Source organism: Kitasatospora sp. NPDC017646 (genome assembly GCF_044329365.1).
In the GTDB taxonomy this organism is placed as follows: Bacteria; Actinomycetota; Actinomycetes; order Streptomycetales; family Streptomycetaceae; genus Kitasatospora.
The window spans coordinates 1-24,156 of record NZ_JBIRJC010000050.1; the positions used below are offsets into that span (position 1 = coordinate 1).

Consider the following 24,156-nt stretch of genomic DNA (forward strand, 5'->3'; position numbering starts at 1 on the left):
TCAAGGAACGGACGCTTCCTTCGGACCGCCTTCCAGCGGGCCCTCCGGGCGCTTCGTTCTTTCGTGTTCCCAGCTTATCAGATGTTTTCCGCTCCATTTTCCGGAGTTTCTTTCATCCGATTCCCGCTGGCGGGATTTCCTTCGAACTTCGCTCCGAAGCTTATCAAAGCTTTCGGTGTGCTCAGTCCGGGGGATTTGCTTCGTCAGAGGGGGCGCATTTCGTGAAACGCGCTCGCCTCGATGTCGGCGGTGTCGTAGACACTAACGCCCGGGCCCGACCGTTGTCCAGTCAGTCCCAACCGTTCAAATCTACTAGCCCACCCTTACCACGTCAATGGTTTGGCCGGGATGCGAGAAGACTAGCAGGTCAGCGGGCTGTTGATCACATCGGCTCAGGCCGCGACGGGCTGAAGGTCCGCCCGGTCGGCCGCGTCCACATCGCCGAACTCGCCGCCCTCCGCGGCCTTTCGTCCGAGCACCAGGGCGTACAGCAGGAAGGCCGCCTCGGCCACGACGCCGATCGAAATGCGGGCCCAGGTCGGCAGGCCGGACGGCGTCACGAAGGCTTCGAGCACTCCGGAGACCGCCAGCACCGTCGCCAGACCGATCGACATCCCGATGATCGAGCGGCCCTGCTCCGCCAGCGCCACCCCACGCGTCCGTGGACCGGGGTCGATGACGGTCCAGCCGAGCCGCAGGCCGAGCCCGCCGGCCACGAAGACGGCGGTCAGCTCCAGCAGGCCGTGCGGAATGAGCAGGCCGAGGAAGACGTCGAGCCGGCCGGCGGAGGCCATCAGTCCGATGCCCACCCCGAGGTTGACCACGTTGGTCCACATCACCAGGAGCACCGGAATGCCCAGCGCGATCCCGTAGAGCAGGCACTGCACGGCGACCCAGGCGTTGTTCGTCCAGACCTGGGCCGCGAAGGAACTGGCCGGCCGGTCCGAGTAGTAGGCCTCGTACTGGCCGCCGGGGCGGGTCATCTCCCGTAGCTCGTCGGGAGCGATGAGGCTGTTGCGGACCTCGGGGTGGGTGGCCATCCACCAGGCGAGCAGCACGGTGAGGGCCATGGAGACGGCCGCGACCGGCACCCACCAGCGGCGGGCGCGGTACAGCGCGGCCGGGAAGCTCACCGTGTAGTAGCGGGCGACGTCCTGCCAGCCGTTGGTCCGGGCGCCGGTCACCGCGCTGCGGGCCCGCGAGACCAGGCCGGTCAGCCGACCGATCAGGGCCGGGTCCGGCGCGGCGGCCTGGACCTTGGCGAGGTGGCCGGTGGCGCGCTGGTACAGGGTGACCAGCTCGTCGGCCTCCTCGCCGCTGAGCCGGCGCCTACGGGCGAGGGCGTCCAGCCGGGCCCACTCCCCCTGGTGGGTGGCGACGAAGACGTCCAGGTCCATTCGGCGGCTCCATGGTCGGCGATGGCGCGAGGCGCGCGTGCGCGGTCGGGCAGGTGCGTACGGACACGTGCGGGCCCAGCATGCCAGGAGACGGCGCCGGTTCGGCCGCCGGGATCTCACTTCCCGTGCGCCCGTCGAGCGCCGTATGTTGGCCGCTGCGGATCAGACTGCGGAGAGCGGGCAGCGGGGGCCGATCCGACCGCGCTCCCCGTCCCGCACGAGCGTGAACGGACAGGTGTCTTGAGCGACCTGGTGACGGGTGAGGCGGTCGTCCTCGACCTGCAGACGGCGAAGCTTCCGAGCAGGGCGCTGGCGCTCGTGCTCGACCTGCTCGTCGAGTTCGCCGCCCTGTTCATCTGCACCCTGGTGCTGAGCATCGCCCTGGCCGGCCTCGACAGCGCGGCACTCGCGGCCACGATGCTCGGCACGACGGTCTTCTTCCTGGTCGCCCTGCCGGTGATGATCGAGACCCTCACCCACGGACGCTCGCTCGGCAAGGCCGCGCTCGGCCTGCGGGTCGTACGGACCGACGGCGGGCCGGTGCGGTTCCGGCACTCGCTGGTGCGCGGGCTGGTCGGCTTCTTCGAGGTGATCGCGATAACCGGCGCCCCGGCCGTGATCACCTCCGCGCTGAACCCGGACGGCAAGCGGCTCGGCGACGTCTTCGCCGGGACGGTCGTGATCCGCGAACGCACCCCGGGTGTGGGCGGGTCGGCCGGCCCGCTGCCGCCGGTGCACCCGCAGCTGCTGCACGACATGGGCCGCGAGCTGGTCTCGATGGACCTGTCGGCGGTGCCCGAGCCGCTCTGGCTCGCCACTCGCCAACTTCTGGGTCGGATCGGCCAGTTGGACCCGAGCGTGACGTTCCGGATGTCTGCCGGACTGGCCGAGGACCTGGCCGCCCGGATCGGGAACCCGGTGCCGCAGGGCCTGCACCCGGCCGCCTACCTGGGGGCGGTGCTCACCGAGCGCCAGCGCCGGGAGTGGATGCGCGCCCAGCGGCAGTTCGCCGCAGCGGTCCCCCTCCAGGCGCCCGCCCCGCACCCGGTGGCCATGCCCGACGGCCGGCCGCACCGCGTCCTCGGCGTGCCCGCAGCGCCCGCACCCGTACCGGCGCCCGCACCCGCCGCCCCCTCCTTCACGAAGCCCGCCGCGCCCGCGCAGCCCACGCCACCCGCCCCCGGCACCGGCTTCGCCCCTCCCGCCTGAGCCCCTACTCCGCCACCGCCCAGGCGTTGGGCGGTGACGCCAGCTCCTCCAGCTCGATCCCCGCCGCCGCCAGCACCACGTCCCCCGCCAGGTGCACCACCTGCTGCTCCCCCGTCTCCAGGTCCGCCACCTGGTAGCGCTCGACCACCAGCGGCCCCGAGTCCGTCCGGTGGGTGTCCACACCCTCCAGCAGCCACCCCTGGTCGAAGGTGCGCGGCGCCAGCACCGGCTCGGTGAACGCCACCAGCCGCACCCGCGCGCTCGCCCCCTCCCGCAGCCGCAGCATCCGGGCGGTGGCGACCAGGAAGGCCGGCGAACTCCCGGTGAAACCGTGCGCCCGGTCGTGCCCCTCCGTCGCGTGCTCGCCGCCCGGGTCCGCCGCGTCGGTGCGGACCCAGGCCACCCCGTCCACCGCGCCGCCGCGCACCTGCCAGCCGCCGGCCCGCAGCTCCATCCGCAGCGGCCGGGCGCGCGAGTCCAGCGTCAGGTCGACGCTGCCGATCACCCGGCCGTCCGGCGCGTAGGTCTTGGAGACGTACCGCCACCCGGCCGCCCCGGGCGCGCAGCTGAAGCGCTCCTCGCCGAGCAGCAGGTGGTCGTGGGTGTCGTGGAGCGAGTACCGACCGTTGGGCATGCCCGAAGCCTACGACCGGCGGCTCGTGCAACGTTCCGGGCAGGTGCCCGCATTAGAGGGTCGGACGGCGCGAGAGAGACGCCGCCACGACGAGAGGGGGTGCGGATGGCGAAGCAGACGCGCGACGCGGAGTTCACGGAGTACGTGACCTCCCGGAGCGGCTGGCTGCGGAAGGTCGCCTATCTGCTGTGCGGGGACTGGCACCGGGCCGACGACCTGGTGCAAGAGGCCATCACCAAGCTGTATGTGCACTGGTCGAAGGCGAGCCGGGCCACGAACGTGGACGGCTACGCCCGCCGGACGCTGGTCAACACGTTCCTCGCCGAGCAGCGCACCTCCTGGTGGCGCCGGACGGTACGGACCGGCGCCCAACCGGACATCGCGGCCGAGAGCATCGACCTGGACGTCTCGCTCGACCTGCGCCAGGCCCTGGCGGGGCTCCCGCCCCGCCAGCGCGCGACGGTCGTGCTCCGGTACTACTGCGATCTGTCGATCGACCAGGCGGCCGAGGCGCTGAACTGCTCCTCCGGCAACGTGAAGAGCCAGAGCGCACGTGCCCTCGACACCCTCCGCCGCAATCTCGTTCTCGCCCCCGCCGTCGCAGAGAGGACGTCATGACTCCCCCCGAACACGACGAGCTGGCCGCCCGCCTGTCGGCCCTGGCCGACGAGCCGGCCCCGCCGGCCGCTTTCGACGTCACCGCGTCCATCGCCCGCGGACGGGCCCGCCTGCACCGCAGGTACCGGGCCACCGCCGGCGCGGTGGCCCTCGTCGCGGCCGCCGCACTCACGGCCACGGTGCTGGTGAGGCCCGGCAGTACGACACCGGCGGTGCAGACGCTCCCGGCGGTCACCAGGACGGCGACGGCGGCCCCGACGCCGACCGCGCCCCGGGCAGCCGCCCCGGACCCGCTCAGCACCGAGGTCTCCTACGGCTGGCTGCCCGACTGGGTGGACCAGCCGGGCCGGATCGACCGCGAGGTCCAGGCCCAGGGCGTCTACTCCGCCGCCAAGGACACCGGCCGGAACATCCCGCGCCTGAACCTCCAGCTCTACCCCGCCGACGTCGAGCCGCCGATGGACGGGCAAACGCTCCCGGGCGGCACGCACCTCACACGCGAGGACGCCCCGCCCGTCGACGGGCGGACGGCCTACTGGGCGACCGTGGGGTCGGCGACGTGGTCGCTGCGCTGGCTGACGCCCTCGGGCCGCTGGGCGGAGCTCAGCGCAGGCAACGGCACACCGGAGCAGACCAGTCGCGACGTGCTCCTCAGGGTGGCCGACGGCGTCAGGTACGGGCACCGGGACGTCCCGCTGCCGGTCCAGTTCACCGGCCTGCCCGAGGAATTCGGGACGCCCGACGTGGTGCAGCTCTCCCGGCCGGACCCGGGCGGCCGGGGGGCCTGGAACCTCTATCTGAACTTCAAGATCGAGGGGAAGACCGTCACCGTGGAGCTGCGGCCGGACACGGTCGAGCCCGGCACCATGCCGACCGGGCATCCCACTCCCGCCCCCACCTGCGAGTCCCGCAACGCGGTGTGGATCTGCGTCAACGCGTACGGGGGCACGCCGGCGGCCCTGGAGCAGATCGGTGGCCTGCCAGGGCTGCTCTCGCGGACCGAACCCATCGGCGTGGACGAGCGCGACTGGACCACCGACGTGTTCGTCCGCTGAACCGTCCGGATCCCACCAGGAGGGGCCTCCGTGCGGCCCGCCCCGGACGGCGTGCACCGGACGGCGTGCACCGGACGCGCCGGTGGCCGGCACCCACGGGGGGTGCCGGCCACCGGCGTCGTCGCGTCACCGCATCAGTAGCGGTACTGCTCCGACTTGTACGGGCCCTCGACCGGAACGCCGATGTAGTCGGCCTGCTCCTGGGTCAGGGTGGTCAGCTTCACGCCCAGCGCGTCCAGGTGCAGGCGGGCGACCTTCTCGTCCAGGTGCTTCGGCAGCACGTAGACGCCGATCGGGTACTGCTCGGTCTTCGTGAACAGCTCGATCTGGGCGATCGTCTGGTTCGCGAAGGAGTTGGACATCACGAAGGACGGGTGGCCGGTCGCGTTGCCCAGGTTCAGCAGGCGGCCCTCGGAGAGGACGATGATGGTGCGGCCGTCGGCCTTGCGCCACTCGTGGACCTGCGGCTTGATCTCGGTCTTCACGACGCCGTCGAGCTTGGCCAGGCCGGCCATGTCGATCTCGTTGTCGAAGTGGCCGATGTTCCCGACGATGGCCTGGTGCTTCATCCGGGCCATGTGCGAGGCCATGATGATGTCCTTGTTGCCCGTGGTCGTGATGAAGATGTCGGCGATCTCGACGACGTCCTCCAGCGTGGCGACCTGGTAGCCGTCCATCGCCGCCTGGAGCGCGCAGATCGGGTCGATCTCGGTGACGATGACGCGGGCACCCTGGCCGCGCAGCGACTCGGCGCAGCCCTTGCCGACGTCGCCGTAGCCGCAGACGACCGCGACCTTGCCGCCGATCAGGACGTCGGTGGCGCGGTTGATGCCGTCGATGAGCGAGTGGCGGCACCCGTACTTGTTGTCGAACTTCGACTTGGTGACCGAGTCGTTGACGTTGATCGCCGGGAACAGCAGCTGGCCGTCACGGTGCATCTCGTACAGGCGGTGGACACCGGTGGTGGTCTCCTCGGTCACGCCCTTGATGGTGGCGGCGACCTCGGTCCACTTGTTCGGGGTCTCCTTGAGCGTGCGGTTGAGCAGCTCGAGGATGATCCGGAACTCGTCGTTGTCGGCGGTGGACGGGTCCGGAGCGGCACCGGCCTTCTCGAACTCGACGCCCTTGTGGATCAACAGGGTGGCGTCGCCGCCGTCGTCCAGGATCATGTTCGGGGTCTTGCCGTCAGGCCAGGTCAGCGCCTGCTCGGTGCACCACCAGTACTCCTCCAGGGTCTCGCCCTTCCAGGCGAAGACCGGCACGCCCTGCGGGTTCTCCGGGGTGCCCTCCGGGCCGACGGCGATGGCGGCGGCCGCGTGGTCCTGGGTGGAGAAGATGTTGCAGGAGCACCAGCGGACCTCGGCACCGAGCGCCGTCAGGGTCTCGATCAGCACGGCGGTCTGGATGGTCATGTGCAGCGAGCCGGTGATCCGGGCACCGGCCAGCGGCTGCGACTCGGCGTACTCGGCGCGGATGGACATCAGGCCGGGCATCTCGTGCTCGGCCAGCTGGATCTCCTTGCGGCCGAACGGCGCCAGGGAAAGGTCGGCGACCTTGAAGTCACCGGTGATGTCGGTCGACATGCGTCTGCTCCTCGCTGATGGGGTGGGGCGGGCCGAGGTCCGGATGTGCGTTGCGCATGGCGGGCCGTCCGGGTGCACGGCTACGCCGGGGCGACCTGGTCCCGTGGTGCGGACCGGTTCCCCGCTGCGCAGCACAAACCGTCGGAGGACCTCTCTCCCTCGACCGGCACACACCCTGGGGGCACGGACCACCGATCGACCGCCATCAGCAGCGACGTTCTGGCTCTGGTGACGAATCTACACCGGGAGCCCTGCCGGCCGTCCGCAGATGACCGATTTCGGTCGCCGATCGACCGCCGCCCGACGCCGCCCCGGGGGCCCGCCCCGAGAGCGCCGGACGGGCGGCGCGTCAGTGCGCCGCGGCCGGCCCGGGACCGCCGGGGGTGGCGGCCGGGTCCTCACCCGCGGCGGCCTTCTCGGCGCTGTAGACGTCCGGTTCCAGGTAGATCGCCCGGGCGATCGGGACGGCGGCCCGGACCCGCTCCTCGGCCGCGTCGATGGCCAGCGCCACCCGGGCGGCGCTGTCCTCCGCGTTGACGGCGATCTTGGCGGCGACCAGCAGCTCCTCCGGCCCGAGGTGCAGGGTGCGCATGTGGATCACGCCGGTGACGGCCTCGCCGTCCACCAGCGCGGCGCGGATCCGCCGCACCGCGTCCTTGCCGGCGGACTCGCCGAGCAGCAGCGACTTGGTCTCCGTCGCGAGCACCACGGCGATCACCACCAGCAGCACACCGATGCACAGGGTGCCGACGCCGTCCCAGACGCCGTCGCCGGTGGCCACGGTGAGCGAGACGCCGAGCAGCGCGAGCACCAGGCCGATCAGCGCGCCGGTGTCCTCCAGCAGCACCACCGGCAGCTCCGGCGCCTTGGCGGTGCGGATGTACTGCACCCAGCCCTGGCCGCCCTTGGCCCTGACGGACTCGCGCACCGCGGTGAGGAAGGACCAGCCCTCCATCGCGATGGCGAAGAGCAGCACGCCCACCGCCCAGCCCCAGGACTCCAGCGGCTCGGGGTGGTTGACCTTGTGCCAGCCCTCGTAGACCGCGAACAGGCCGCCGACGGTGAACAGCACGATCGCCACCAGGAAGCCGTAGACGTAGCGCTCGCGCCCGTACCCGAAGGGGTGCTCCTCGTCGGCCGCCCGGCGCGCCCGCCTGCCGCCGATCAGCAGCAGCACCTGGTTGCCGGAGTCGGCCACCGAGTGCACGCCCTCGGCCAGCATCGAGGACGAGCCGGTGAAGCCGAAGGCGGTGAACTTCGCCGCCGCGATCGCCAGGTTCGCGGACAGCGCCGCCACCAGTGCCTTCGTCCCGCCCTCAGTACTCATGCGCCCCAACCTATCGGCAGCACGCTCAGGACTGGGCGGCACGGCGTTCAGGACTGCGCGGCGGCGAGCCCCAGGTAGACGGCGGCGAAGTCGGTCAGCGCGATCAGGTCGGCCAGCGCGTGCAGCGGGTCCGGAAGGGTGCTGGCGTACTCGGTCAGCCGTACCTCGTGGGCGGCGGCCAGCCGGTGCGCGCGGCTGACGCCGAAGCTGCGCGGCCGCTCGTCGTCCTCGGTCACCTCGGTGGGGCCGTCCTGCTCCTCCGACGGGCCCGTCCCGGGCACGTGCCGCAGCAACAGGACCTGGAGGTGCAGCGGGTCGGGCTCCTCGACCCGGTCGCGGAAGAAGTCGTCCGGATCCGCCCCCGCGCCCAACTGGCCGGTGAACATGCCCCGGTGGGCGGTGAGCACCTGGGGCAGCGAGCCGGCCAGCGCCGGGCGGCCGGCCCGGTCGGCCAGCTGGGCGGCGAACCGGGCAGCAGCCGCGCCGGCGATCGGGCCCTCGGCCCACAGCAGCGGGACCGTCCCGGCCAGCCGGGCGGCCAGCCCCTTCGCCGGGTTGGTGTACGCGGCGGCGTCCGGGCGGCAGCGCACGGCGGTGGCGTCGAGCAGGTCGGCGACGGCCGGCAGCGCGTCGTACGGCAGCTGGGTGAGGCCGAGTTTCTGGGCGAGCGCCATCAGCGGGGTCAGGTGGGACCACAGCGCGGCCGGGTCCTCGGCCGGCAGGTCCGGCTCGGCGGCCGGCCTGACGGGCAGTCCCTCGTCGGGCAGCACCGCGGCGACGTACGGCAGCGGCAGCGCGCGGACCTGCAGCGCGGCCCCGGCCAGCGGACTGCCGGCCGGGGCGGTGACGACGATGGCGCAGCCGCGCGCGTACGCCTGCTCGGCGAGGCTGATCAGACCCTGCTCGCCGCCGTCGGTGGAGCTGACCACCAGCAGGTCGAGCGGACCGGCCCAGCCGGGCAGCTGCCAGCCGAGCCCGGCGGTGAAGGCGGGCGGGACGCCGGCCCGGTCGGCGCGCGGGGCGGCGGCCTCGGTCGGCGGCAGCGGGGTGACCAGGGTGGCGGACCCGGCGAGCACGGCGAGGATCTCGGCCGCCGTCAGGGCGCTGCCGTGCCCGGCGACCATGACGGCGCGCGGGCGGCCGTCCGGGCGCAGCCGGTCGAGGCCGGCCGCGTCGGCCTGCCGCAGCGCGGTGCGGACCCGGGCGCCGGCACCGGCCAGGGCCAGCAGCGCTCGGTCGCGGTCGGCGCGCTGGAGGGCGGCCGGATCGTCGAGCAGGGTGTCGTCGAGCATGCGGCGGGCCTCCGGCTGTCCTGTGGTCGGCGGGCGCGGGCGGGGCTTGAGCCCCCGGGGCGTGTCCGACACGCCCCAACAGGATCAGGCCGGGCGGCGGGCCTCGTCCACCAGGAGGACCGGAATGCCCTCGCGGACCGGGTACGCGAGGCCGCAGTCCGCGCCGGTGCAGACCAGCTCGGGCTGCTCCTCGGTGCCGCCCTCGGTGAGCGCGGCCCGGCACTGCGGGCAGACCAGGATCTCCAGCAGGAAGGATTCGAGCTTCATGGGGCTCTCCAAAGTTCGGTGGTGGCACGGAGGTGCCCCGGCCGATAGGCAACCCTACCGGCCGGGGCACCGCGTGCTCCGGTCAGGCGCGCTTCCCCGGAGCGGGGACGGCGGCGGGGATCAGCCGCGGACGACGGCCAGGACGCCGTCGCGCAGCTCGGCCATCCGGGCCGGGTCCTTGGCCTCGACGTTGAGGCGCAGCAGCGGCTCGGTGTTGGAGGCGCGCAGGTTGAACCACCAGTCCGGGCCGGCCACGGTGAGGCCGTCCAGCTCGTCCACGGTGGTGCCCTCCAGACCGGCGTAGGCGGCGCGGACGGCGGCGGTGCTGGCGGCCTGGTCGGTGACGGTGCTGTTGATCTCGCCGGAGGCGGCGTAGCGGTCGTACTCGGCGGTCAGCTCGGACAGGGCGCGCTCCTGCCCGCCGAGCGCGGCCAGCACGTGCAGTGCGGCCAGCATGCCGGTGTCGGCGCGCCAGAAGTCGCGGAAGTAGTAGTGCGCGGAGTGCTCGCCGCCGAAGACGGCGTCGGTGACGGCCATCTCCTGCTTGATGAAGGAGTGGCCGACCCGGGTGCGCACCGGGGTGGCGCCGAGCTCGCGGACCACCTCGGGGACGGTCCAGGAGGTGATCAGGTTGTGGATGATCGTCGGCTCGGCCTCGCCGGCGGCCTTGGCGCGGGCGATCTCGCGGGCGGCGACCAGGGCGGTGATCGCGGACGGGGAGACCGGCTCGCCGCGCTCGTCGACGACGAAGCAGCGGTCGGCGTCGCCGTCGAAGGCCAGGCCGACGTCGGCGCCGACCTCGCGGACCTTGGCCTGGAGGTCGACCAGGTTCTTCGGGTCGAGCGGGTTGGCCTCGTGGTTGGGGAAGGTGCCGTCCAGCTCGAAGTACATCGGGACGAGCTCGATCGGCAGGCCGTCGAAGACGGTCGGCACGGTGTGGCCGCCCATGCCGTTGCCGGCGTCCACGGCGACCTTGAGCGGGCGGATCGCGGTGAGGTCGACCAGGCCCAGCAGGTGGTCGGCGTAGCCGCGCAGGGTCTCCTGCGCGGAGAGCGTGCCGGGCTCCACGTCGCGGGCGGGGACGGTGACGGTGTCGTCCTCGGCGGTCCAGGACTCGACCAGCTCGCGGATCTCGGACAGGCCGGTGTCCTGGCCGACCGGGGCGGCGCCGGCCCGGCAGAGCTTGATGCCGTTGTACTGGGCCGGGTTGTGGCTGGCGGTGAACATCGCGCCGGGCAGGTCGAGCTTGCCGCTGGCGTAGTAGAGCTGGTCGGTGGAGCAGAGGCCGATCTCCACCACGTCGGCACCGTAGGCCGCCGCGCCCTCGGCGAAGGCCCGGGTGAGCGACGGGGAGGAGGGGCGCATGTCGTGGCCGACCACGATCGCGGACGCGCCGGTGACCTGCACGAACGCGGCACCGAAGGCCCGGGACAGGCTCTCGTCCCACTGGTCCGGGACGACCCCTCGGACGTCGTACGCCTTCACGAGCTGCTTGAGGTCGCGCACTGCGGCTCCACCCTGGTTCTGTCTGATCGATACGTCGGCCACCCGCCCGTCCGGTCGACGGGTCGCGGTGAGGTCAGACGGGCAGCGTACCCGGGCCGGGCGAACGCACCGTGCCGGGTGAGGGCCGCGAGGCTCCGCCGGACGGGACCGGGGCGCACCCTCGGGCACGCCCTAGTTGTCGGGCGAGCGCAGTACCCGTAGGTGGCCGCGGCGGCCGGCCTCGGTGGACTCGCCCTCGGGGGCGCGGCCCTGACGGGGAGTCTGGGGGCGGGCGGCCTCGCGGACGGCGTTGGCGAGGGCTTCGAGGTCGTCGCTGCTGCGGCGCAGCGGCCCGGCCTCGGCGGCGAGCCGGACGACCTCCCAGCCGCGCGGGGCGGTGAGCCGCTCGGCGTGCTCGGCGCACAGGTCGTAGCAGTGCGGCTCGGCGTAGGTGGCGAGCGGGCCCAGCACGGCGGTGGAGTCCGCGTAGACGTACGTCAGCGTCGCGACGGCCGGTCGGCCGCACGCGGTCCGCGAACAACGACGTACAGAGCTCACGAGGGTGGACGGTACCGCACTCCCCGCCGGGGAGCGAAGACCGCCTGCCCGGCGGGGGTGCCGTGTCGCGGTCCGCGCGCCCCCGGGGCCGCCCCCACAGGGCCCGGGGGCGCTCCCGGCGCGCCGTTCGGCTCCCGCCGCCCCGCTCGCTCCGGCCGTCCCGGCATGCGCTGCCGCCCCGGCGATTCCCCCGTCGGAGTGGTCCACTTCCGACCCGCCAAGGACTACTCTCGGCAGTGATATGGACAGCTCCGCACCGCAGTCATCGACAGGCCCCTCGCGCCGCCCCCGGCACCGCGACCGGCACGGCAGGGGGCTGCGCGGCCCGCTGGCGCCGCCCCAGGTGCCGATCTCGCTCACCCGCTCCGAACTGTTCGACGACTACGTGCGCGAGTCGGTGGAGCGGCTGGAGCGGCGGTGGCCGCAGCTGATCGAGGTGGAGTTCGCCGTGCAGGAGGTGCCGCTGCACGAGGCGGACGGCGCCGACACGGAGGACGGCGTGCCGTTGGGCCGGGTGTCGCCCGGCGAGAAGGGCCGCAAGAGCCAGATCGTGGTGTACCGGCGGCCGGTGGAGATCCGGGCGAAGACCCGGGAGGACCGGGCGGCGCTGGTGCACGAGATCCTGATCGAGCAGGTGGCCGAGCTGCTGGGGCTGTCGCCGGACGCGATCGACCCGCGCTACGACGAGGACTGACCTCCCGCTGACCGCCCGGGAGCCCGCGGGACGCGGGCTCCCGGGCGCGCGGTCAGCGCAGTACGACGGCCGGGTCCTGGGCGGCCTGGGGGACCTGGACGGTGCTGTGGTCGTCGCGCAGTGCCTGGACGGTGAACATCGGGACGTCCTTGGTGGGCAGGGCGAGCATCCGGGCGGCGACCACCGGGCCGCCGGACTCGGTCTCCACGGTGAGCGCGAAGACCCCGTTCAGCCCGGCGGGCTCGGGCGCCGGGATGGCGACCGTACCGCCGGCCGGGAGCTGGACCTCCTTGGTCGCCGGGGTGCCGCCGCCGCTGCCGGCCGAGCCGGTGACCTTGACGGTGGCGGCGTCGCCGGTGGAGGTCAGGAACAGCGTGGAGGCGCCGGCCCGGTTGTCGGCGACGGTGGCGCGGGCGCCCACCGGGTTGCTGCCGGTGAGCCAGGCCGCGTCGCTCTTGCCGTTGCCCCCCGTGCGGTCGACCCGCAGGCCGGCCACGACCGGGACGGCGTGCTTGTCGTCGCTGGGCGACAGCCGCAGCCCGGCGACCTCGTCCCGGGTGACCTTGCCGAGGTCTACGGCGGCCACCATGCCGGCCTTGACGTGGATGGACTCGTTGCCGGCCGGGGTGAACCAGCCGTTCTTGCCGGAGAGCTGGATCTTCAGGTCGGCGTCGTCCTCCGGCGGTGCCCAGACCACCAGGCGGGCCGAGGAGGTGTCGGCGGGCAGGCCGGGCAGCACCTGGGTGGGGGCCGGGTCGGCCGAGGCGGGGATCCAGTCGGCGCCCTTGGAGCCGTCGGCGGCGTGCAGCGCCGCGCCGACCCGCCCGGAGCGGACCACCACGTGCACGGCGAGGTCGGTGACGGCGCCCTTGCTGAGGGTCGACAGCAGGACGGACTGCGAGCTGCCGGGGGCGACGGTGATGCCGTTGGCGGCGTCGTTGTCGATCAGGCCCTTGTCGCCGTACAGCTGGATGTCGACCACGGCGGCGGAGGACTCGGGGTTGACCAGGCTGAGGTAGTCGACCCGGTCCCCGGCCGTACTGGCCCCGGCGAACCAGAAGCTGGTGCTCTCCGGGGTGCAGGTGAGGCCGGACAGGCCCAGGCCGCGCTGCTCGGTGACCACGGTGGTCTGGGTGACGGTGAAGCCGGGGGCGAGCGCACCGGTGGCGACGGCCCCGGTGCCGGGCGCGCCGTCGCCGTTGGTGGCCGGGCCGGTGGCCGGGGTGCCGGGCTTGGCGAGGGTCAGCTTGGCGTCGGCGGGCGCGGCGTTCCTGTCCGGGGCCGGGGTCGCCGAGCCGCTCGGGGCCGCGCTCGGCGAGCCGCTCGGTGAACCGGTCGGCGGCGCGGTGGCCGGGGCCGAGGGGGCCGCGGTCGGCGGGGTCGCGGGGGCGGCCTGGTCGGAGAGCCAGCCGGCGCCGCCGGTGGCGGAGCCGGTGCCAGTGCCGGGCGGAGTGAAGGCGGTGAGCGTGGTCGAGCCGGTGAGGCCCTGGAGCGGCTGCGGGCAGACCGCCGCGGTCCGCTCGACCTGGGCGGTGCTGGGGGCGGCCCCGCCGTCCGCCTTGGCCGGGCCGGCCGGCGGGCGCACCTCGGCGATCCCGAGGACCGCCGCCAGCACCACGGCCGCGGCCAGCAGGGACTGGGTGGTCTTGCCGGCGGAGCGGCCGGGGAGCTTGACCGCCGCGCGGGCGGGCTCCGCGGCCTCGGCCGGTTCGACGGCGGCGGGCTCGAAGGCCTCCTCGGGCGCGGCGCCGGACTTCTTCCTGAATGCGGGCTTCTTCATCGCGGGTCAGCTCCCCGATCCGTGCTGGTGCGGAGGGTAATGCGCAGAGGAGTGGCCGGTACCGCCCGGGTCGTTGGGGTCGTAGTACGGCTCGCCCTGCTGCCAGGCCTGCTGGGGCTGCCCGGGCTGCTGCTGGTAGGAGTCGTGGCCGTACTGCTCCTGCGGGTACTGCTGGTAGCCCTGCTGCTCGTAGCCGTGCTGTTGGTAGCCGTGCTGTTCGTATCCCTGCTGCGGGTAGGCCTGCTGCTGGCCGTCGTACCCCTGGCCCTCGTAACCCCGGCCCTCGTACCCCTGGCCGGCGTACGGCGCGGCCGCCGGCTGCTGGGCCGCGTACTGGTCGTAGCTGTACGGGTCGGCCTGCTGGTACGCCTGGTACGGGTCGGTGTACGGCTCGGACTCCTGGACGGCGGCGGCCGCCTGGACCGCACCGGTCACCGGCTCGCCGCTGGGTTGCGCCGGGATCGCGCCCGGCCGGCCGTCGTACACACCGGGCTCCTCGGCGCCGGGCTCGCCGCCCTCGCCGCGCTCGGCCATCCGGCGGGCCCGGCGGCTGCCGGGGACGGGGGCCTGCGCCTGGGCGGCGGCCAGCGCGGCGGCGGCGACCACCTCCTCGGGCAGGTCGTCGTCGTTGTGGTTGCGGCGGCCGGGCAGGGCCAGCACCAGGATGGTGAGGCCGAGCAGCACCTGGGCCCAGATCCAGCCGGTGTGGACCAGGCTGCCCTGACGGGTGACGCTCAGCTTGCCGCCGGCGGCCGGGAGCTTGAAGCCCTGCGCCCAGCCGTCGACCGTGGTGGGCTCCAGGGCGGTGCCGTCCAAGGTGGCCTTCCACTCGGGGGCGGCGGACTCGGCGAGCCGCAGCACCCGGCCGTCCGGGCCGGCCGGGACGGTGGTGGAGAGGTCGCGGGGCCCGGCCGGGACGACCACCGGGTTCGCACCCGGGGCGGTGATCACCGCGCGCACCGCGGGGGCGCCGTTGACCTGCCAGAGCGCGGTGTCGCCCTCCTGGTTGGCCTTGACCAGGCCGGGGGTGGCGTCCAGGACGTCCTTGAAGGCGCCGACGGCCTGGCGCTCGACCAGCACGTAGGCGATGCCGTAGCCGGCCAGGGCGTTCGCCTGGTCGGCGCCGGAGCCGGCCAGCAGGCTGCCGACCATCTTGTTCAGGCCGTCCTGGGTGCCGGTGGCCGGGTCCACGGTGGACTCCGCCTGGCCGAGGGTCAGGCCGGCGCCGCGCAGCACGGTGTACCGGACGGCGCCCTTCTGCCCGGTGACGACGAGGGTGCGGGCCCGGTCGGTGGTGCCGGCCTCCTCGGCGATGAAGGCCGGCACCTGGCCGGCGCCGGCGCGGTGCAGCGGACCGCCGGCGCCGGTCAGCGCCCACCACAGGCCGGTGCCCAGCGGGGCCAGCACGGCGGCGGCCACCACCAGGGCGGCCACCGGCTGGCGCCAGCCGAAGGCGATCCCGGCGACGCGGGCGTTGGCGCCGTCGGCGCCGATCGCGGCGGCGGCGAGCAGGGCGATCCCGGCGATCAGGGTGGCCGGGCCGGCCCAGGCGGGCACCGTCTGGCCGCCGGAGGCCGGGGTGACGGAGGTGCCGGCGACCACGACCGCGAAGAGCAGGCCGGCACCGGCCGCGCCCCAGGCGACGAGCACCGCGCGGCGCCGGTCGGCGCGCAGCAGGGCGGCCAGCGCGGCCAGGACGACACCGGCGGAGAGCCAGACCGGCGGCACTCCGGCGCCGCCCGGGTTGACCAGCAGCAGGCCGGCCGCGCTCGCCCCGGCGCCGTGCAGACCGGGCAGCCCGGCCTCCAGCAGCAGCCACTGCGGGTGCGACAGCACCTTCAGCGACCAGGGGGCCAGCACCGCGACCGGCACCGCGAGGATCACCAGGACGCGCAGCCCGAGCAGCCGCAGCGTCGTACCGCCGGAGCCGAAGGCGCCGCCGCGCAGCACCGCGACGACCAGCGTCGCCAGGCACAGCGGCACGGCCAGCGCCCAGGTCAGCGGGACGAAGGCGGTGGCCAGGGTGAGCAGCAGGACGGTCATCCAGACCGGCCGCCAGCCGGGGCGGGCGCCCTTGGCGGCGCTCTCCTGGCGGATGCCGAGGCCGGCCGCGATCGCCGCGGCGCGGGCCAGCGGCGGCAGCAGCACGGCGAGGGCGGCGGTGCCGATCCGGCCCTGGGCGAGCGCGCCGGTCGCGGCGGGCAGCAGCGCGTAGGTGGCGCTGGCCCAGGCGCGGACCAGCTTGGAGTCCAGCAGCGGCCGGGAGACCAGGTAGGCGCTGACCGCGGCCAGCGGCACGGTGAGCACGACCAGCAGGGTCAGCGCGAGGTCGGCGTGACCGAACAGCAGCCAGGAGAGCACCGCGAGCACGCCGAGGTACGGCGGCGCGGCGGCGGTGGAGCCGGTGCCGATCGGGTGCCAGGCGTCCGCGTACATCGACCACAGGCCGCCCGCGCCGTCGGAGGCGGGCAGCAGGGCCCCGCCGAACAGCTCGCCGCCGCCGAGCAGACTGCGGCAGGCGACCAGGGCGAACACCAGCAGGGCGGCGAACAGCACCGGTGCGGGGCGCCGGGCCAGCTTCTTGACCAGCGCGAACTGCTCGACGACGAGGTCCTCGCCGTCCTCGTCGCCACCGGCCTCGACCGAGCCGTGCCGGCTGCCGGAGTCGTCGTCGCCCCCTATCCCGAGCGAGCCGATCACGCCCTCGACGGCGAGCCGGGTGGTCGCGCCGGGGGCCGGGAACAGCGTGCGGTCGTCCAGGGGGTCCGCCGCCCTGGTCCGGGCGCGGTGCTTGCGGGCGGCCAACAGCCGCGGGAAGCGGACGAGTTCGTGGCCGAGGCCGGCCAGTTCGTCGACGGCCTGGCGCGGGTCCTTGCCGAGCAGGTTGGTGACGGCGCGCACCAGGGTGCCCAGCACCAGGCGCAGCAGCACGTACGGGAACAGCGCGCCCCTGCAGTTGGCGAGCAGGGCGTAGACGGCGCCGGCCTTGTCCACCCGGTGCGGGTGGGCGGGGCCGCAGTCGATCACCCGGCGCTCGCGGCTGGCCGCCTCGGCGTGCCGCAGCACCGCGTCGGGGGCGACCACCACGCGGTGGCCGGCGGCGTTGACCCGCCAGCAGAAGTCGGTGTCGTCCCGCATCAGCGGGAGGGCCTTGTCGAAGCCGCCGAGCTCCTCGAAGACGTCCCGGCGCACGAGCATGCCAGCGCTGGAGACGGCGAGCACCGGGCGGACCTGGTCGTGCTGGCCCTGGTCCTGCTCGCGGCGGTCGAGGCCGGTCCAGCGGCGGCCGGAGCGGGCGATGGTGACGCCGACCTCCAGCAGCTGGCGGCGGTCGTACCAGCTGCGCAGCTTGGGGCCGACCACGCCGGCGCTCGGGGTGGAGTCGGCGACCTGGAGGAGGCGGCGCAGCGCGTCGGTCTGCGGCTCGCAGTCGTCGTGCAGCAGCCAGAGCCACTCGATCGGCTGGGTCTCGCGCGGGCCGCCGCGGCCGAGGTCGTCCTCCTGGGCGAGCGGATCGCCGAAGTCGTCCCAGCCGCCGGTGACCGGGTCGTAGCCGGAGGGATCGAGCCGGTACGGGAGGTCCTCCGGCCGCAGGGGCGCGGAGCCCGACACGGCCTCGGCGACGGCGGTGCCGAAGCCGGCCCGGCGGCCGAGCACCAGCGGGCCGCTCTCGGGCAGCCAGTCGGCGAGGGTGTCGGCGAGCAGCTGCGGGGAGTTGTCGGTGGACCCGGTGTCGACGGCGAGGATCCGCTGGACCTGGCGGTCCTGGCCGAGCAGGCCGGCCAGGGCCTGCGGCAGCCAGCGGGCGCCGTCGTGCGAGACGATCACCGCGGTGACCAGGTGGCGCGGGTAGGCGGGCGGCCTGGAAGCGGTGAAGCCGCTCTGGTGGCTGTAGACGGTCATCGAGTGCGCGGGCCCCAGTTCTCGGTGGACACAGCCGGTGAACGGCAACCGGATGGCGCACCACACTAACGGCTCTCGACGGCCGCCTCGTGCGCGGTGCCGGTGCGGAGGCGGTGAAGAACGGGCCGGGGAGGACCGGAAGCGGTCCTGGAACACGAAAGCGCCCCACCGTCACGGTGAGGCGCTCGTACGGCTGTGTGGCTGTCCGCCGTTGGCGGTGGGTCAGCGAGGGTCGGGGGCCACCCCCCGCTCAGACCGCGCTCTTCTTGAGCCGACGGCGCTCGCGCTCGGAGAGGCCGCCCCAGATGCCGAAGCGTTCGTCATTGGCGAGTGCGTACTCCAGGCATTCCGAGCGAACTTCGCAGGCGAGGCACACCTTCTTGGCCTCGCGGGTCGAGCCGCCCTTCTCGGGGAAGAAGGATTCGGGGTCGGTCTGGGCGCACAACGCGCGCTCCTGCCAGCCGAGTTCCTCCTCGTCCTCCGCGATGCCGTCCCCGATCAACAGCTCAAAGAGCTCGCTCATGTGGCGCGCCTCCTCTGCCCCTACTTGGCGTCCCCGTGGTTGCCGTTGCCTCGTGCGGCTGACGACACGAGTGAAATTACAGTTGCGTCACTCTGGCCCAGTCAAGCCGAGCTCTGGTATTGAGGCCGGGATTCACTCACTGGCACCAAGCCGTTACGAATAGTGTACATATTCGGACACATCAGACCTTCAGTCCGAAAGCCCCGAACAGCATCGAAATATCCGCAACCACTCGCGGAATGACGCTCGGTCACCACCACAGGCCGGTCATCGGCCTCCCTTCCCGGCGATCTTCCCATCGAAACATAGAGAGTGATGAATCACCCCATCCGGGAAAGATACGGGCCCAATCCACTCGAATGCCGCATCCTCCCGTTTGACACCGGCCCGGCGGATGCGGTGTCCTTGCCCCTATGTCAGAGTTCGCCAGCCCCCGGAGCGGTTCCACGCTCCGCCGTGCCGTGAACTCCTGTTGTCGCCTCTGTTCCTGCTGTATCTAGGCGCCCGCGTCCCACCGCGCGCCGCCCCCAGGAAGCACAGAGGCCGCCCGCGAATCCCGCCCCAGGACATCCCGGATCCGGCTGCTCCCCCAACCAGCCGACTCATCCGAGGACGACTACCGTGCGCATGATCCGCATCCGCAAGCGGAACCGCGACCGCAGCAAGCTCGCCCGCCTGGGCCTCGCCCCCGCCCTCCGCCGTACGGGCGGACACCGTTGGGCGGACGGGCTCAGCGACGTCTCCATCGCCGGCGACCCGCTCGCCTTCCCCCACCTCGCCCGCACCGACCTGCCCGACCACCCCACCACCGTCGCCGGGTACGCCCGACTGGTCCGCGAGATCGCCGCCGACCGCGCCCGCTGGGAGCCGCTGGTCCGCTACGACGCGCTCACCCGCTGGTACGCCCGGCTGGAGACCGGCCCCGGCTACGAGGTCTGGCTGCTCAGCTGGCTGCCCGGCCAGGGCAGCGGCTTCCACGACCACGGCGAGTCCTCTGGCGTAATGACCGTCGTCCGGGGCGAGCTGGTCGAACGCTCCCTCACCCTCCCCCAGCCTTCGGCCGGGGGGACCCTCAGCGGCGCGGTCGCCCGCACCCTGCGCCCCGGCGGGCAGCGGGTGTTCTCCTCCGGCTACCTGCACGAGGTGGTCAACGGCGCGCTCGAACCCGCCGTCTCCATCCACCTCTACGCCCCCGGCCTGACCGAGATGAACCAGTACGGCGCCGCCACCGCCGTCCCCGAGCAGCACCAGGATTCGCACCCGACGCAGCACCGACGGGCGCGGACCGAGCGGCGTTGAGCGCGGACTGACGAAGAGTCCGACCGTGGCAGGATGACCCCATGCGCATCGTGGCACTGGCAGGCGGAATCGGCGGGGCGCGCTTCCTGCGCGGACTCCTCGCGGCGGTCGGACCGCAGGACGAGATCACCGTCATCGGCAACACCGGCGACGACATCCACCTCTACGGCCTCAAGGTCTGCCCCGACCTCGACACCGTGATGTACACCCTCGGCGGCGGGATCCACGAGGAACAGGGCTGGGGCCGGGCCGACGAGACCTGGTCGATCAAGGCCGAGATGAAGGAGTACGGCGTCGGCCCCGAGTGGTTCGGGCTCGGCGACCGGGACTTCGCCACCCACCTCGTCCGCAGCCAGATGCTCACCGCCGGGTACAGCCTCAGCCAGGTCACCGAGGCACTGTGCGTGCGCTGGAACCCGGGCGTGCGGCTGCTGCCGATGAGCGACGACCGGGTCGAGACCCACGTGCGGATCACCGACGAGCAGGGCACCCGGGCGGTCCACTTCCAGGAGTACTGGGTCCGGATGCACGCCGCCGTCGACGCCGAGGCGATCATCCCGGTCGGCGCGGACACCGCCAAGCCCGCGCCCGGCGTGCTGGAGGCCATCGCCGAGGCCGACGTCATCCTCTTCCCGCCGTCCAACCCGGTCGTCTCGATCGGCACCATCCTCGCCGTCCCCGGCATCCGGGAGGCCGTCGCCGCCGCCCCGGCACCGGTGGTCGGGCTCTCTCCGATCATCGGCGGGGCGCCGGTGCGGGGCATGGCCGACAAGGTGCTCGCCGCCGTCGGCGTCGAGGCCACCGCCGAGGCGGTCGCGCTCGACTACGGCAGCAGGGCGGCGCTGCGAAGCAGCTCGAACGAGGGTGGCGGTGGGCGACGGGCGGGCCTGATCGACGGCTGGCTGGTGGACACCGCGGACGAGGACGCCGTCGCCGCCGTCGAGGCCGCCGGGATCGCCTGCCGGGCCGTCCCGCTGCTGATGACCGACGTCGAGGCCACCGCCGAGATGGCACGGGCGGCGCTGGCGCTGGCCGAGCAGGTGCGGAAGTGACCCCGACGCTGGAGGTCCTGGGCGTCGAGGGGATCCCCGAGGTCGACCCGGGAGCGGACCTCGCCGCACTGCTCGCCAAGGCCGGGACGTACCGGGACGGCGACATCCTGCTGGTCACCTCGAAGATCGTCAGCAAGGCCGAGGGACGGCTGCTGCACGCCGCCGACCGCGAGGCCGCGATCGACGCCGAGACCGTACGGGTGGTCGCCCGGCGCGGACCGGCCCGGATCGTGGAGAACCGCAACGGCTTCGTCATGGCCGCCGCAGGGGTGGACGCCTCCAACACCGCCCCCGGCACCGTGCTGCTGCTGCCCGAGGACCCGGACGCCTCGGCGCGGGCGCTGCGCGCCCGGCTCCAGCAGCTCACCGGCCGCCGGCTCGCCGTCATCGTCACCGACACCTTCGGACGGCCCTGGCGCAACGGGCTCACCGACGTCGCGATCGGCGCCGCCGGGCTGTCCGTCCTGGAGGACCACCGCGGGCGTACCGACAGCCACGGCAACGAGCTGGTGCTCACCGTCACCGCGACCGCCGACGAACTCGCCGCAGCCGCCGACCTGGTCAAGGGCAAGGCCACCGGCGTCCCGGTCGCGATCGTGCGCGGGCTCGGGCACCTGGTCACCGCCGAGGACGGCGCCGGCACCCGGCCGCTGGTGCGGCCCGCCGTGGACGACATGTTCCGGCTCGGCACCTCCGAGGCGCTGCGCCGGGCCGTCACCCTGCGGCGCACCGTCCGCTCCTTCACCGCCGACCCGGTCGATCCGGCCGCCGTCCGGCGCGCGGTGGCGGCCGCCGTCACCGCGCCCGCCCCGCACCACACCACGCCCTGGCGCTTCGTCCTGCTGGAGTCCGCCGAGGCCCGGGGCCGCCTGCTCGACGCCATGCTCGGCGCCTGGCAGCGCGACCTGCGCGAACTCGACGGCTGGGACGAGGCCCGGATCGCCCGCCGCACCGCCCGCGGCAACGTGCTGCGCGACGCGCCGTACCTGGTGGTGCCGTGCCTGGTGATGGACGGCTCGCACGACTACCCGGACGCGCGCCGCGCCGCGGCGGAGCGGGAGATGTTCACGGTGGCGGTCGGTGCGGCCGTGCAGAACCTGCTGGTCGCGCTGACGGGCGAGGGGTACGGCTCGGCCTGGGTGTCGTCGACGATGTTCTGCCGCGACACCGTCCGGGCGGCGCTGGACCTGCCGCAGGGGTGGGACCCGATGGGCGCCGTCGCGGTCGGCCGCCCGGCGCAGGCCCCGCGGGAGCGGCCGGAGCGCAGCGCGGACGCCTTCATCGAGGCGCGGTAGAGAGGCGTACACCGCGCAGGGCTTCCGCTCAGTGGTGGCGGTGGTCGTTGGGGGTGAGCCTCGGGCCGTAGCGGGGAGCGTGGGAGGTGGTGGCGAGGAGGAGGCGGCAGATGCGGTGGCGCTGGGGGCGGTAGGGCTCCAGGAGGGCGAGCATCTGGGTGTCGTCGCTGCGGGGGCGGCCGGCCAGGGCCCAGCCGACCAGGTTGGGGAGGTGGAAGTCGCCGACGGAGACCGCGTCCGGGTCGCCGTTGCTGCGTTGGAGGGTTTCGGCGGCCGTCCAGATGCCGATGCCGGGGACGGTCGTCAGGCGGGTGAAGGCCTGCTCGTGGGACATCGTCGAGGCCTCCTCCAGGCGGGGGGCCAGGCGGACGGCGCGCATCACCGTCGCGGAGCGCTTGGGGTCGACGCCGGCCCGGTGCCACTCCCAGCTGGGGACCATCGCCCATTCGCGGGCCGACGGGGCCACCCGCATGCCCTCGGCGGGGCCCGGGGCCGGGGTGCCGAAGTCGCGCAGCAGGGTGCGCCAGGCGCGGTAGGCCTCGTCGGTGGTCACCTTCTGTTCGAGGATCGCCGGGACGAGGGATTCGAGGACCAGTCCGGTCCGGGTGAGCCGCACCGCGGCCGTCCGGCGCTGGGCGTCCCGCAGTGGGCCGGGCGGCAGCACGAGTGCCTCGGGGTCGTCCTCCGCGCCGAGCAGGACGGGCAGCCGCTCCAGTAGCCAATGGGCGCCCGGGCCCCAGGCGGTCGCCTCCACCTCGCCCGCGCCGGGGCGCGGCAGCACCCGCAGGGTGCCGATGCCGGCCGGGGTACGCGAGGCACGCCAGACGGCGCCGTCGCCGGTGGTGCGGTAGGAGGGGTCCGCCGGGCCCCGGCGCAGCGGCAGCAGGGTGCGGACGGGGTCGAGCGGGAAGCCCGGCCGCCAGCGCCGTACCGCCTCGCTGCCGCCCGTCACTGCCGTCGCCTCCTGTGGTGCCTGAGGCTATGAACGATACGCGGGGAGGGTGACAGGCCGGGTGGGCGCGGGGAACGGCCCTACTGGGCCTGGAGCCCGGCGGCGGCCGTCCGCAGGTCGGGCAGCCGGGCGTAGAGGGCGTTGCCGGGGCATTCGGTGTTGAAGGCGTCGCGGTGGCCGGAGATGGCGTCGAAGTCGACGACCGTGCCCTTGGGGTAGCGGCTGGCGTCGGAGCCCGAGGTGAGCTTGGTGTGGCCGTCGGCGGCCTGGCCGGTGAGGCCCAGCTTCCAGGCGGAGATGGCGGTGATGCCGTCGAGGAGGGGCTGGGGCGGGGTGTCGTTGACGAAGGTGCCGATGGCGGCGACGCCGGAGGAGTCGGTGTTGAAGCCGAGGGTGTGGGCGCCGTGGACGGGCTGGTCGACCCCTCCGGCCCGGCCCTCGTAGACGGTGCCGCAGCGGTCGACCAGGAAGTTGTAGCCGATGTCCCGCCAGCCGCTGGTCTTGACGTGGTACTGGTAGATCGACCTGATCACCCGGGGGGCGTCGGTGCAGGCGTAGTCGGTGGCGGTCGCGGTGTGGTGGACGAAGACCTCGCGGACCGGGCCGGTGTACTCGAAGCCCGGTTCGCGCAGGGACTCGTCGGCGCCCCAGCCGGCCCGGGTGACGATCCCAGGGCGCGGCGCCAGGTGGTCGCCGTCGGCCGGGACGGCGGGCAGGGTGCGGGTGGCGGCGGGTGCGGGCGCTCCGGCGCCGGGGTCCACCAGGTCGAGCCGCAGCCCGGGCGGCGGTCCGGCCGGCCCGGGCCGGACCTCGACGGCGACGCCGTCGCTGCGGCCGGTCCACAGCGGGGCGGTGGCGCCGTGCGGGGCTCGGTCGGGGCCGTCCTCGGTGTCCGTCTCCAGGGTGTGCCAGCCGCTCCAACGGCCGGTGGCGGCGTCCCGGGTGCGGACCCGGATGGTGCCGCCGTCCAGTGCGCCGGCCGGTCCGTCCCAGCGGACGCCGAGGAGTTCGTACGGTCGGGTGGTGCTCGGCGCGAGCCCGTGCCCGCCGGACAGCGGGAGCGACGTGGTCGTGCCGCCGCCGGGGAAGTCGCGGCGCTCGGCACCGGGGGCAAGGGGCGCGGCGGAGGCGGCGGAAGCGGGCTGGAGCAGCAGGGCGGCGGTGCAGCCGGCGAGCAGCGCGGCCGGGAGCGGAAGGCGCACGGCTTTGGTTGAGAGGTGCATAAGGGGGATC

The 24,156-nt window shown here is 74.1% G+C and carries 20 protein-coding genes; 7 read left to right on the top strand and 13 right to left on the bottom strand.

Annotated features, from left to right (window positions below):
* Positions 1-392 precede the first annotated feature (392 nt).
* Positions 393-1,397 carry a stage II sporulation protein M gene (locus ACH4J0_RS37675; RefSeq protein ID WP_396245700.1) on the bottom strand — a complete coding sequence of 335 codons (1,005 nt, stop codon included), beginning with the start codon at positions 1,395-1,397 and terminating at the stop codon, positions 393-395.
* Positions 1,398-1,637: 240 nt separating this feature from the next.
* Between ACH4J0_RS37675 and ACH4J0_RS37680 the strand changes: the two genes are divergently transcribed.
* Positions 1,638-2,606 (top strand): RDD family protein, encoded by a 969-nt coding sequence (locus ACH4J0_RS37680; RefSeq protein WP_396245701.1) that lies wholly within the window; start codon positions 1,638-1,640, stop codon positions 2,604-2,606.
* Between the two features lie 4 nt (positions 2,607-2,610).
* Here ACH4J0_RS37680 and ACH4J0_RS37685 read toward each other — a convergent pair whose 3' ends face one another.
* Complete coding sequence (locus ACH4J0_RS37685) at positions 2,611-3,240, bottom strand: hypothetical protein (RefSeq protein ID WP_396245702.1); 630 nt, start codon at positions 3,238-3,240, stop codon at positions 2,611-2,613.
* 105 nt (positions 3,241-3,345) lie between these two features.
* On the opposite strand from ACH4J0_RS37685, the gene ACH4J0_RS37690 reads away from it, so the two are divergent.
* Positions 3,346-3,858: a SigE family RNA polymerase sigma factor gene (locus ACH4J0_RS37690; RefSeq protein ID WP_396245703.1), complete on the top strand. Its 513-nt coding sequence runs from the start codon at positions 3,346-3,348 to the stop codon at positions 3,856-3,858.
* Positions 3,855-4,913 (top strand): hypothetical protein, encoded by a 1,059-nt coding sequence (locus ACH4J0_RS37695; RefSeq protein WP_396245704.1) that lies wholly within the window; start codon positions 3,855-3,857, stop codon positions 4,911-4,913. Before ACH4J0_RS37690 ends, ACH4J0_RS37695 begins: the two co-directional genes overlap by 4 nt.
* A gap of 134 nt (positions 4,914-5,047) precedes the next feature.
* On the opposite strand, the gene ahcY is transcribed toward ACH4J0_RS37695, so the two are convergent.
* From ahcY to ACH4J0_RS37725, 6 genes are all read right to left on the bottom strand, one after another.
* The gene (gene ahcY / locus ACH4J0_RS37700) at positions 5,048-6,496 is read right to left on the bottom strand and encodes an adenosylhomocysteinase (RefSeq protein WP_396245705.1); all 1,449 of its coding nucleotides are present in this window, start codon (positions 6,494-6,496) and stop codon (positions 5,048-5,050) included.
* Between the two features lie 349 nt (positions 6,497-6,845).
* On the bottom strand, positions 6,846-7,823 hold the full coding sequence (locus ACH4J0_RS37705; protein ID WP_396245706.1) for a cation diffusion facilitator family transporter: 978 nt from the start codon (positions 7,821-7,823) through the stop codon (positions 6,846-6,848).
* Between the two features lie 47 nt (positions 7,824-7,870).
* Entirely contained in the window at positions 7,871-9,115 is a 1,245-nt protein-coding gene (locus ACH4J0_RS37710) for an SIS domain-containing protein (RefSeq protein ID WP_396245707.1), read from the bottom strand.
* 84 nt (positions 9,116-9,199) lie between these two features.
* Complete coding sequence (locus tag ACH4J0_RS37715) at positions 9,200-9,382, bottom strand: Trm112 family protein (protein WP_030289948.1); 183 nt, start codon at positions 9,380-9,382, stop codon at positions 9,200-9,202.
* A 120-nt stretch (positions 9,383-9,502) separates the two neighbouring features.
* Positions 9,503-10,888, bottom strand: a complete 1,386-nt coding sequence (locus tag ACH4J0_RS37720; RefSeq protein ID WP_396245708.1) for a phosphomannomutase/phosphoglucomutase — start codon at positions 10,886-10,888, stop codon at positions 9,503-9,505.
* Between the two features lie 171 nt (positions 10,889-11,059).
* A complete protein-coding gene (locus ACH4J0_RS37725) occupies positions 11,060-11,425 on the bottom strand; it encodes a DUF3499 domain-containing protein (RefSeq protein ID WP_030245497.1) in 366 nt (121 codons plus the stop codon).
* 241 nt (positions 11,426-11,666) lie between these two features.
* On the opposite strand from ACH4J0_RS37725, the gene ACH4J0_RS37730 reads away from it, so the two are divergent.
* Entirely contained in the window at positions 11,667-12,119 is a 453-nt protein-coding gene (locus ACH4J0_RS37730; protein WP_396245709.1) for a metallopeptidase family protein, read from the top strand.
* 52 nt (positions 12,120-12,171) lie between these two features.
* Here ACH4J0_RS37730 and ACH4J0_RS37735 read toward each other — a convergent pair whose 3' ends face one another.
* The 3 genes from ACH4J0_RS37735 to ACH4J0_RS37745 all read right to left on the bottom strand — a co-directional run bounded on the left by ACH4J0_RS37735 (position 12,172) and on the right by ACH4J0_RS37745 (position 18,325).
* Positions 12,172-13,899, bottom strand: coding sequence for a DUF5719 family protein (locus ACH4J0_RS37735; protein WP_396245710.1), 1,728 nt, complete (start codon positions 13,897-13,899; stop codon positions 12,172-12,174).
* A gap of 6 nt (positions 13,900-13,905) precedes the next feature.
* Complete coding sequence (locus ACH4J0_RS37740) at positions 13,906-17,802, bottom strand: glycosyltransferase (RefSeq protein WP_396245711.1); 3,897 nt, start codon at positions 17,800-17,802, stop codon at positions 13,906-13,908.
* A 250-nt stretch (positions 17,803-18,052) separates the two neighbouring features.
* Complete coding sequence (locus tag ACH4J0_RS37745; RefSeq protein WP_030062195.1) at positions 18,053-18,325, bottom strand: WhiB family transcriptional regulator; 273 nt, start codon at positions 18,323-18,325, stop codon at positions 18,053-18,055.
* A 621-nt stretch (positions 18,326-18,946) separates the two neighbouring features.
* Here ACH4J0_RS37745 and ACH4J0_RS37750 point away from each other — a divergent pair.
* Genes ACH4J0_RS37750 through ACH4J0_RS37760 form a run of 3 tightly spaced genes read left to right on the top strand, consistent with a single transcriptional unit; the run spans position 18,947 to position 21,971 of the window.
* Entirely contained in the window at positions 18,947-19,624 is a 678-nt protein-coding gene (locus ACH4J0_RS37750; protein ID WP_396245712.1) for a cysteine dioxygenase, read from the top strand.
* Positions 19,625-19,665: 41 nt separating this feature from the next.
* The gene (gene cofD, locus ACH4J0_RS37755) at positions 19,666-20,676 is read left to right on the top strand and encodes a 2-phospho-L-lactate transferase (protein ID WP_396245713.1); all 1,011 of its coding nucleotides are present in this window, start codon (positions 19,666-19,668) and stop codon (positions 20,674-20,676) included.
* Positions 20,673-21,971 carry a coenzyme F420-0:L-glutamate ligase gene (locus tag ACH4J0_RS37760; protein WP_396245714.1) on the top strand — a complete coding sequence of 433 codons (1,299 nt, stop codon included), beginning with the start codon at positions 20,673-20,675 and terminating at the stop codon, positions 21,969-21,971. The genes cofD and ACH4J0_RS37760 overlap by 4 nt, the downstream gene beginning before the upstream one ends.
* Positions 21,972-21,999: 28 nt before the next feature.
* Here the strand turns inward: ACH4J0_RS37760 and ACH4J0_RS37765 are convergent, their stop codons facing one another.
* Both ACH4J0_RS37765 and ACH4J0_RS37770 read right to left on the bottom strand, forming a co-directional pair.
* Complete coding sequence (locus tag ACH4J0_RS37765; protein WP_396245715.1) at positions 22,000-22,923, bottom strand: DNA-3-methyladenine glycosylase family protein; 924 nt, start codon at positions 22,921-22,923, stop codon at positions 22,000-22,002.
* A gap of 80 nt (positions 22,924-23,003) precedes the next feature.
* Positions 23,004-24,146, bottom strand: coding sequence for a peptidoglycan recognition protein (locus ACH4J0_RS37770; protein ID WP_396245716.1), 1,143 nt, complete (start codon positions 24,144-24,146; stop codon positions 23,004-23,006).
* Positions 24,147-24,156 lie beyond the last annotated feature (10 nt).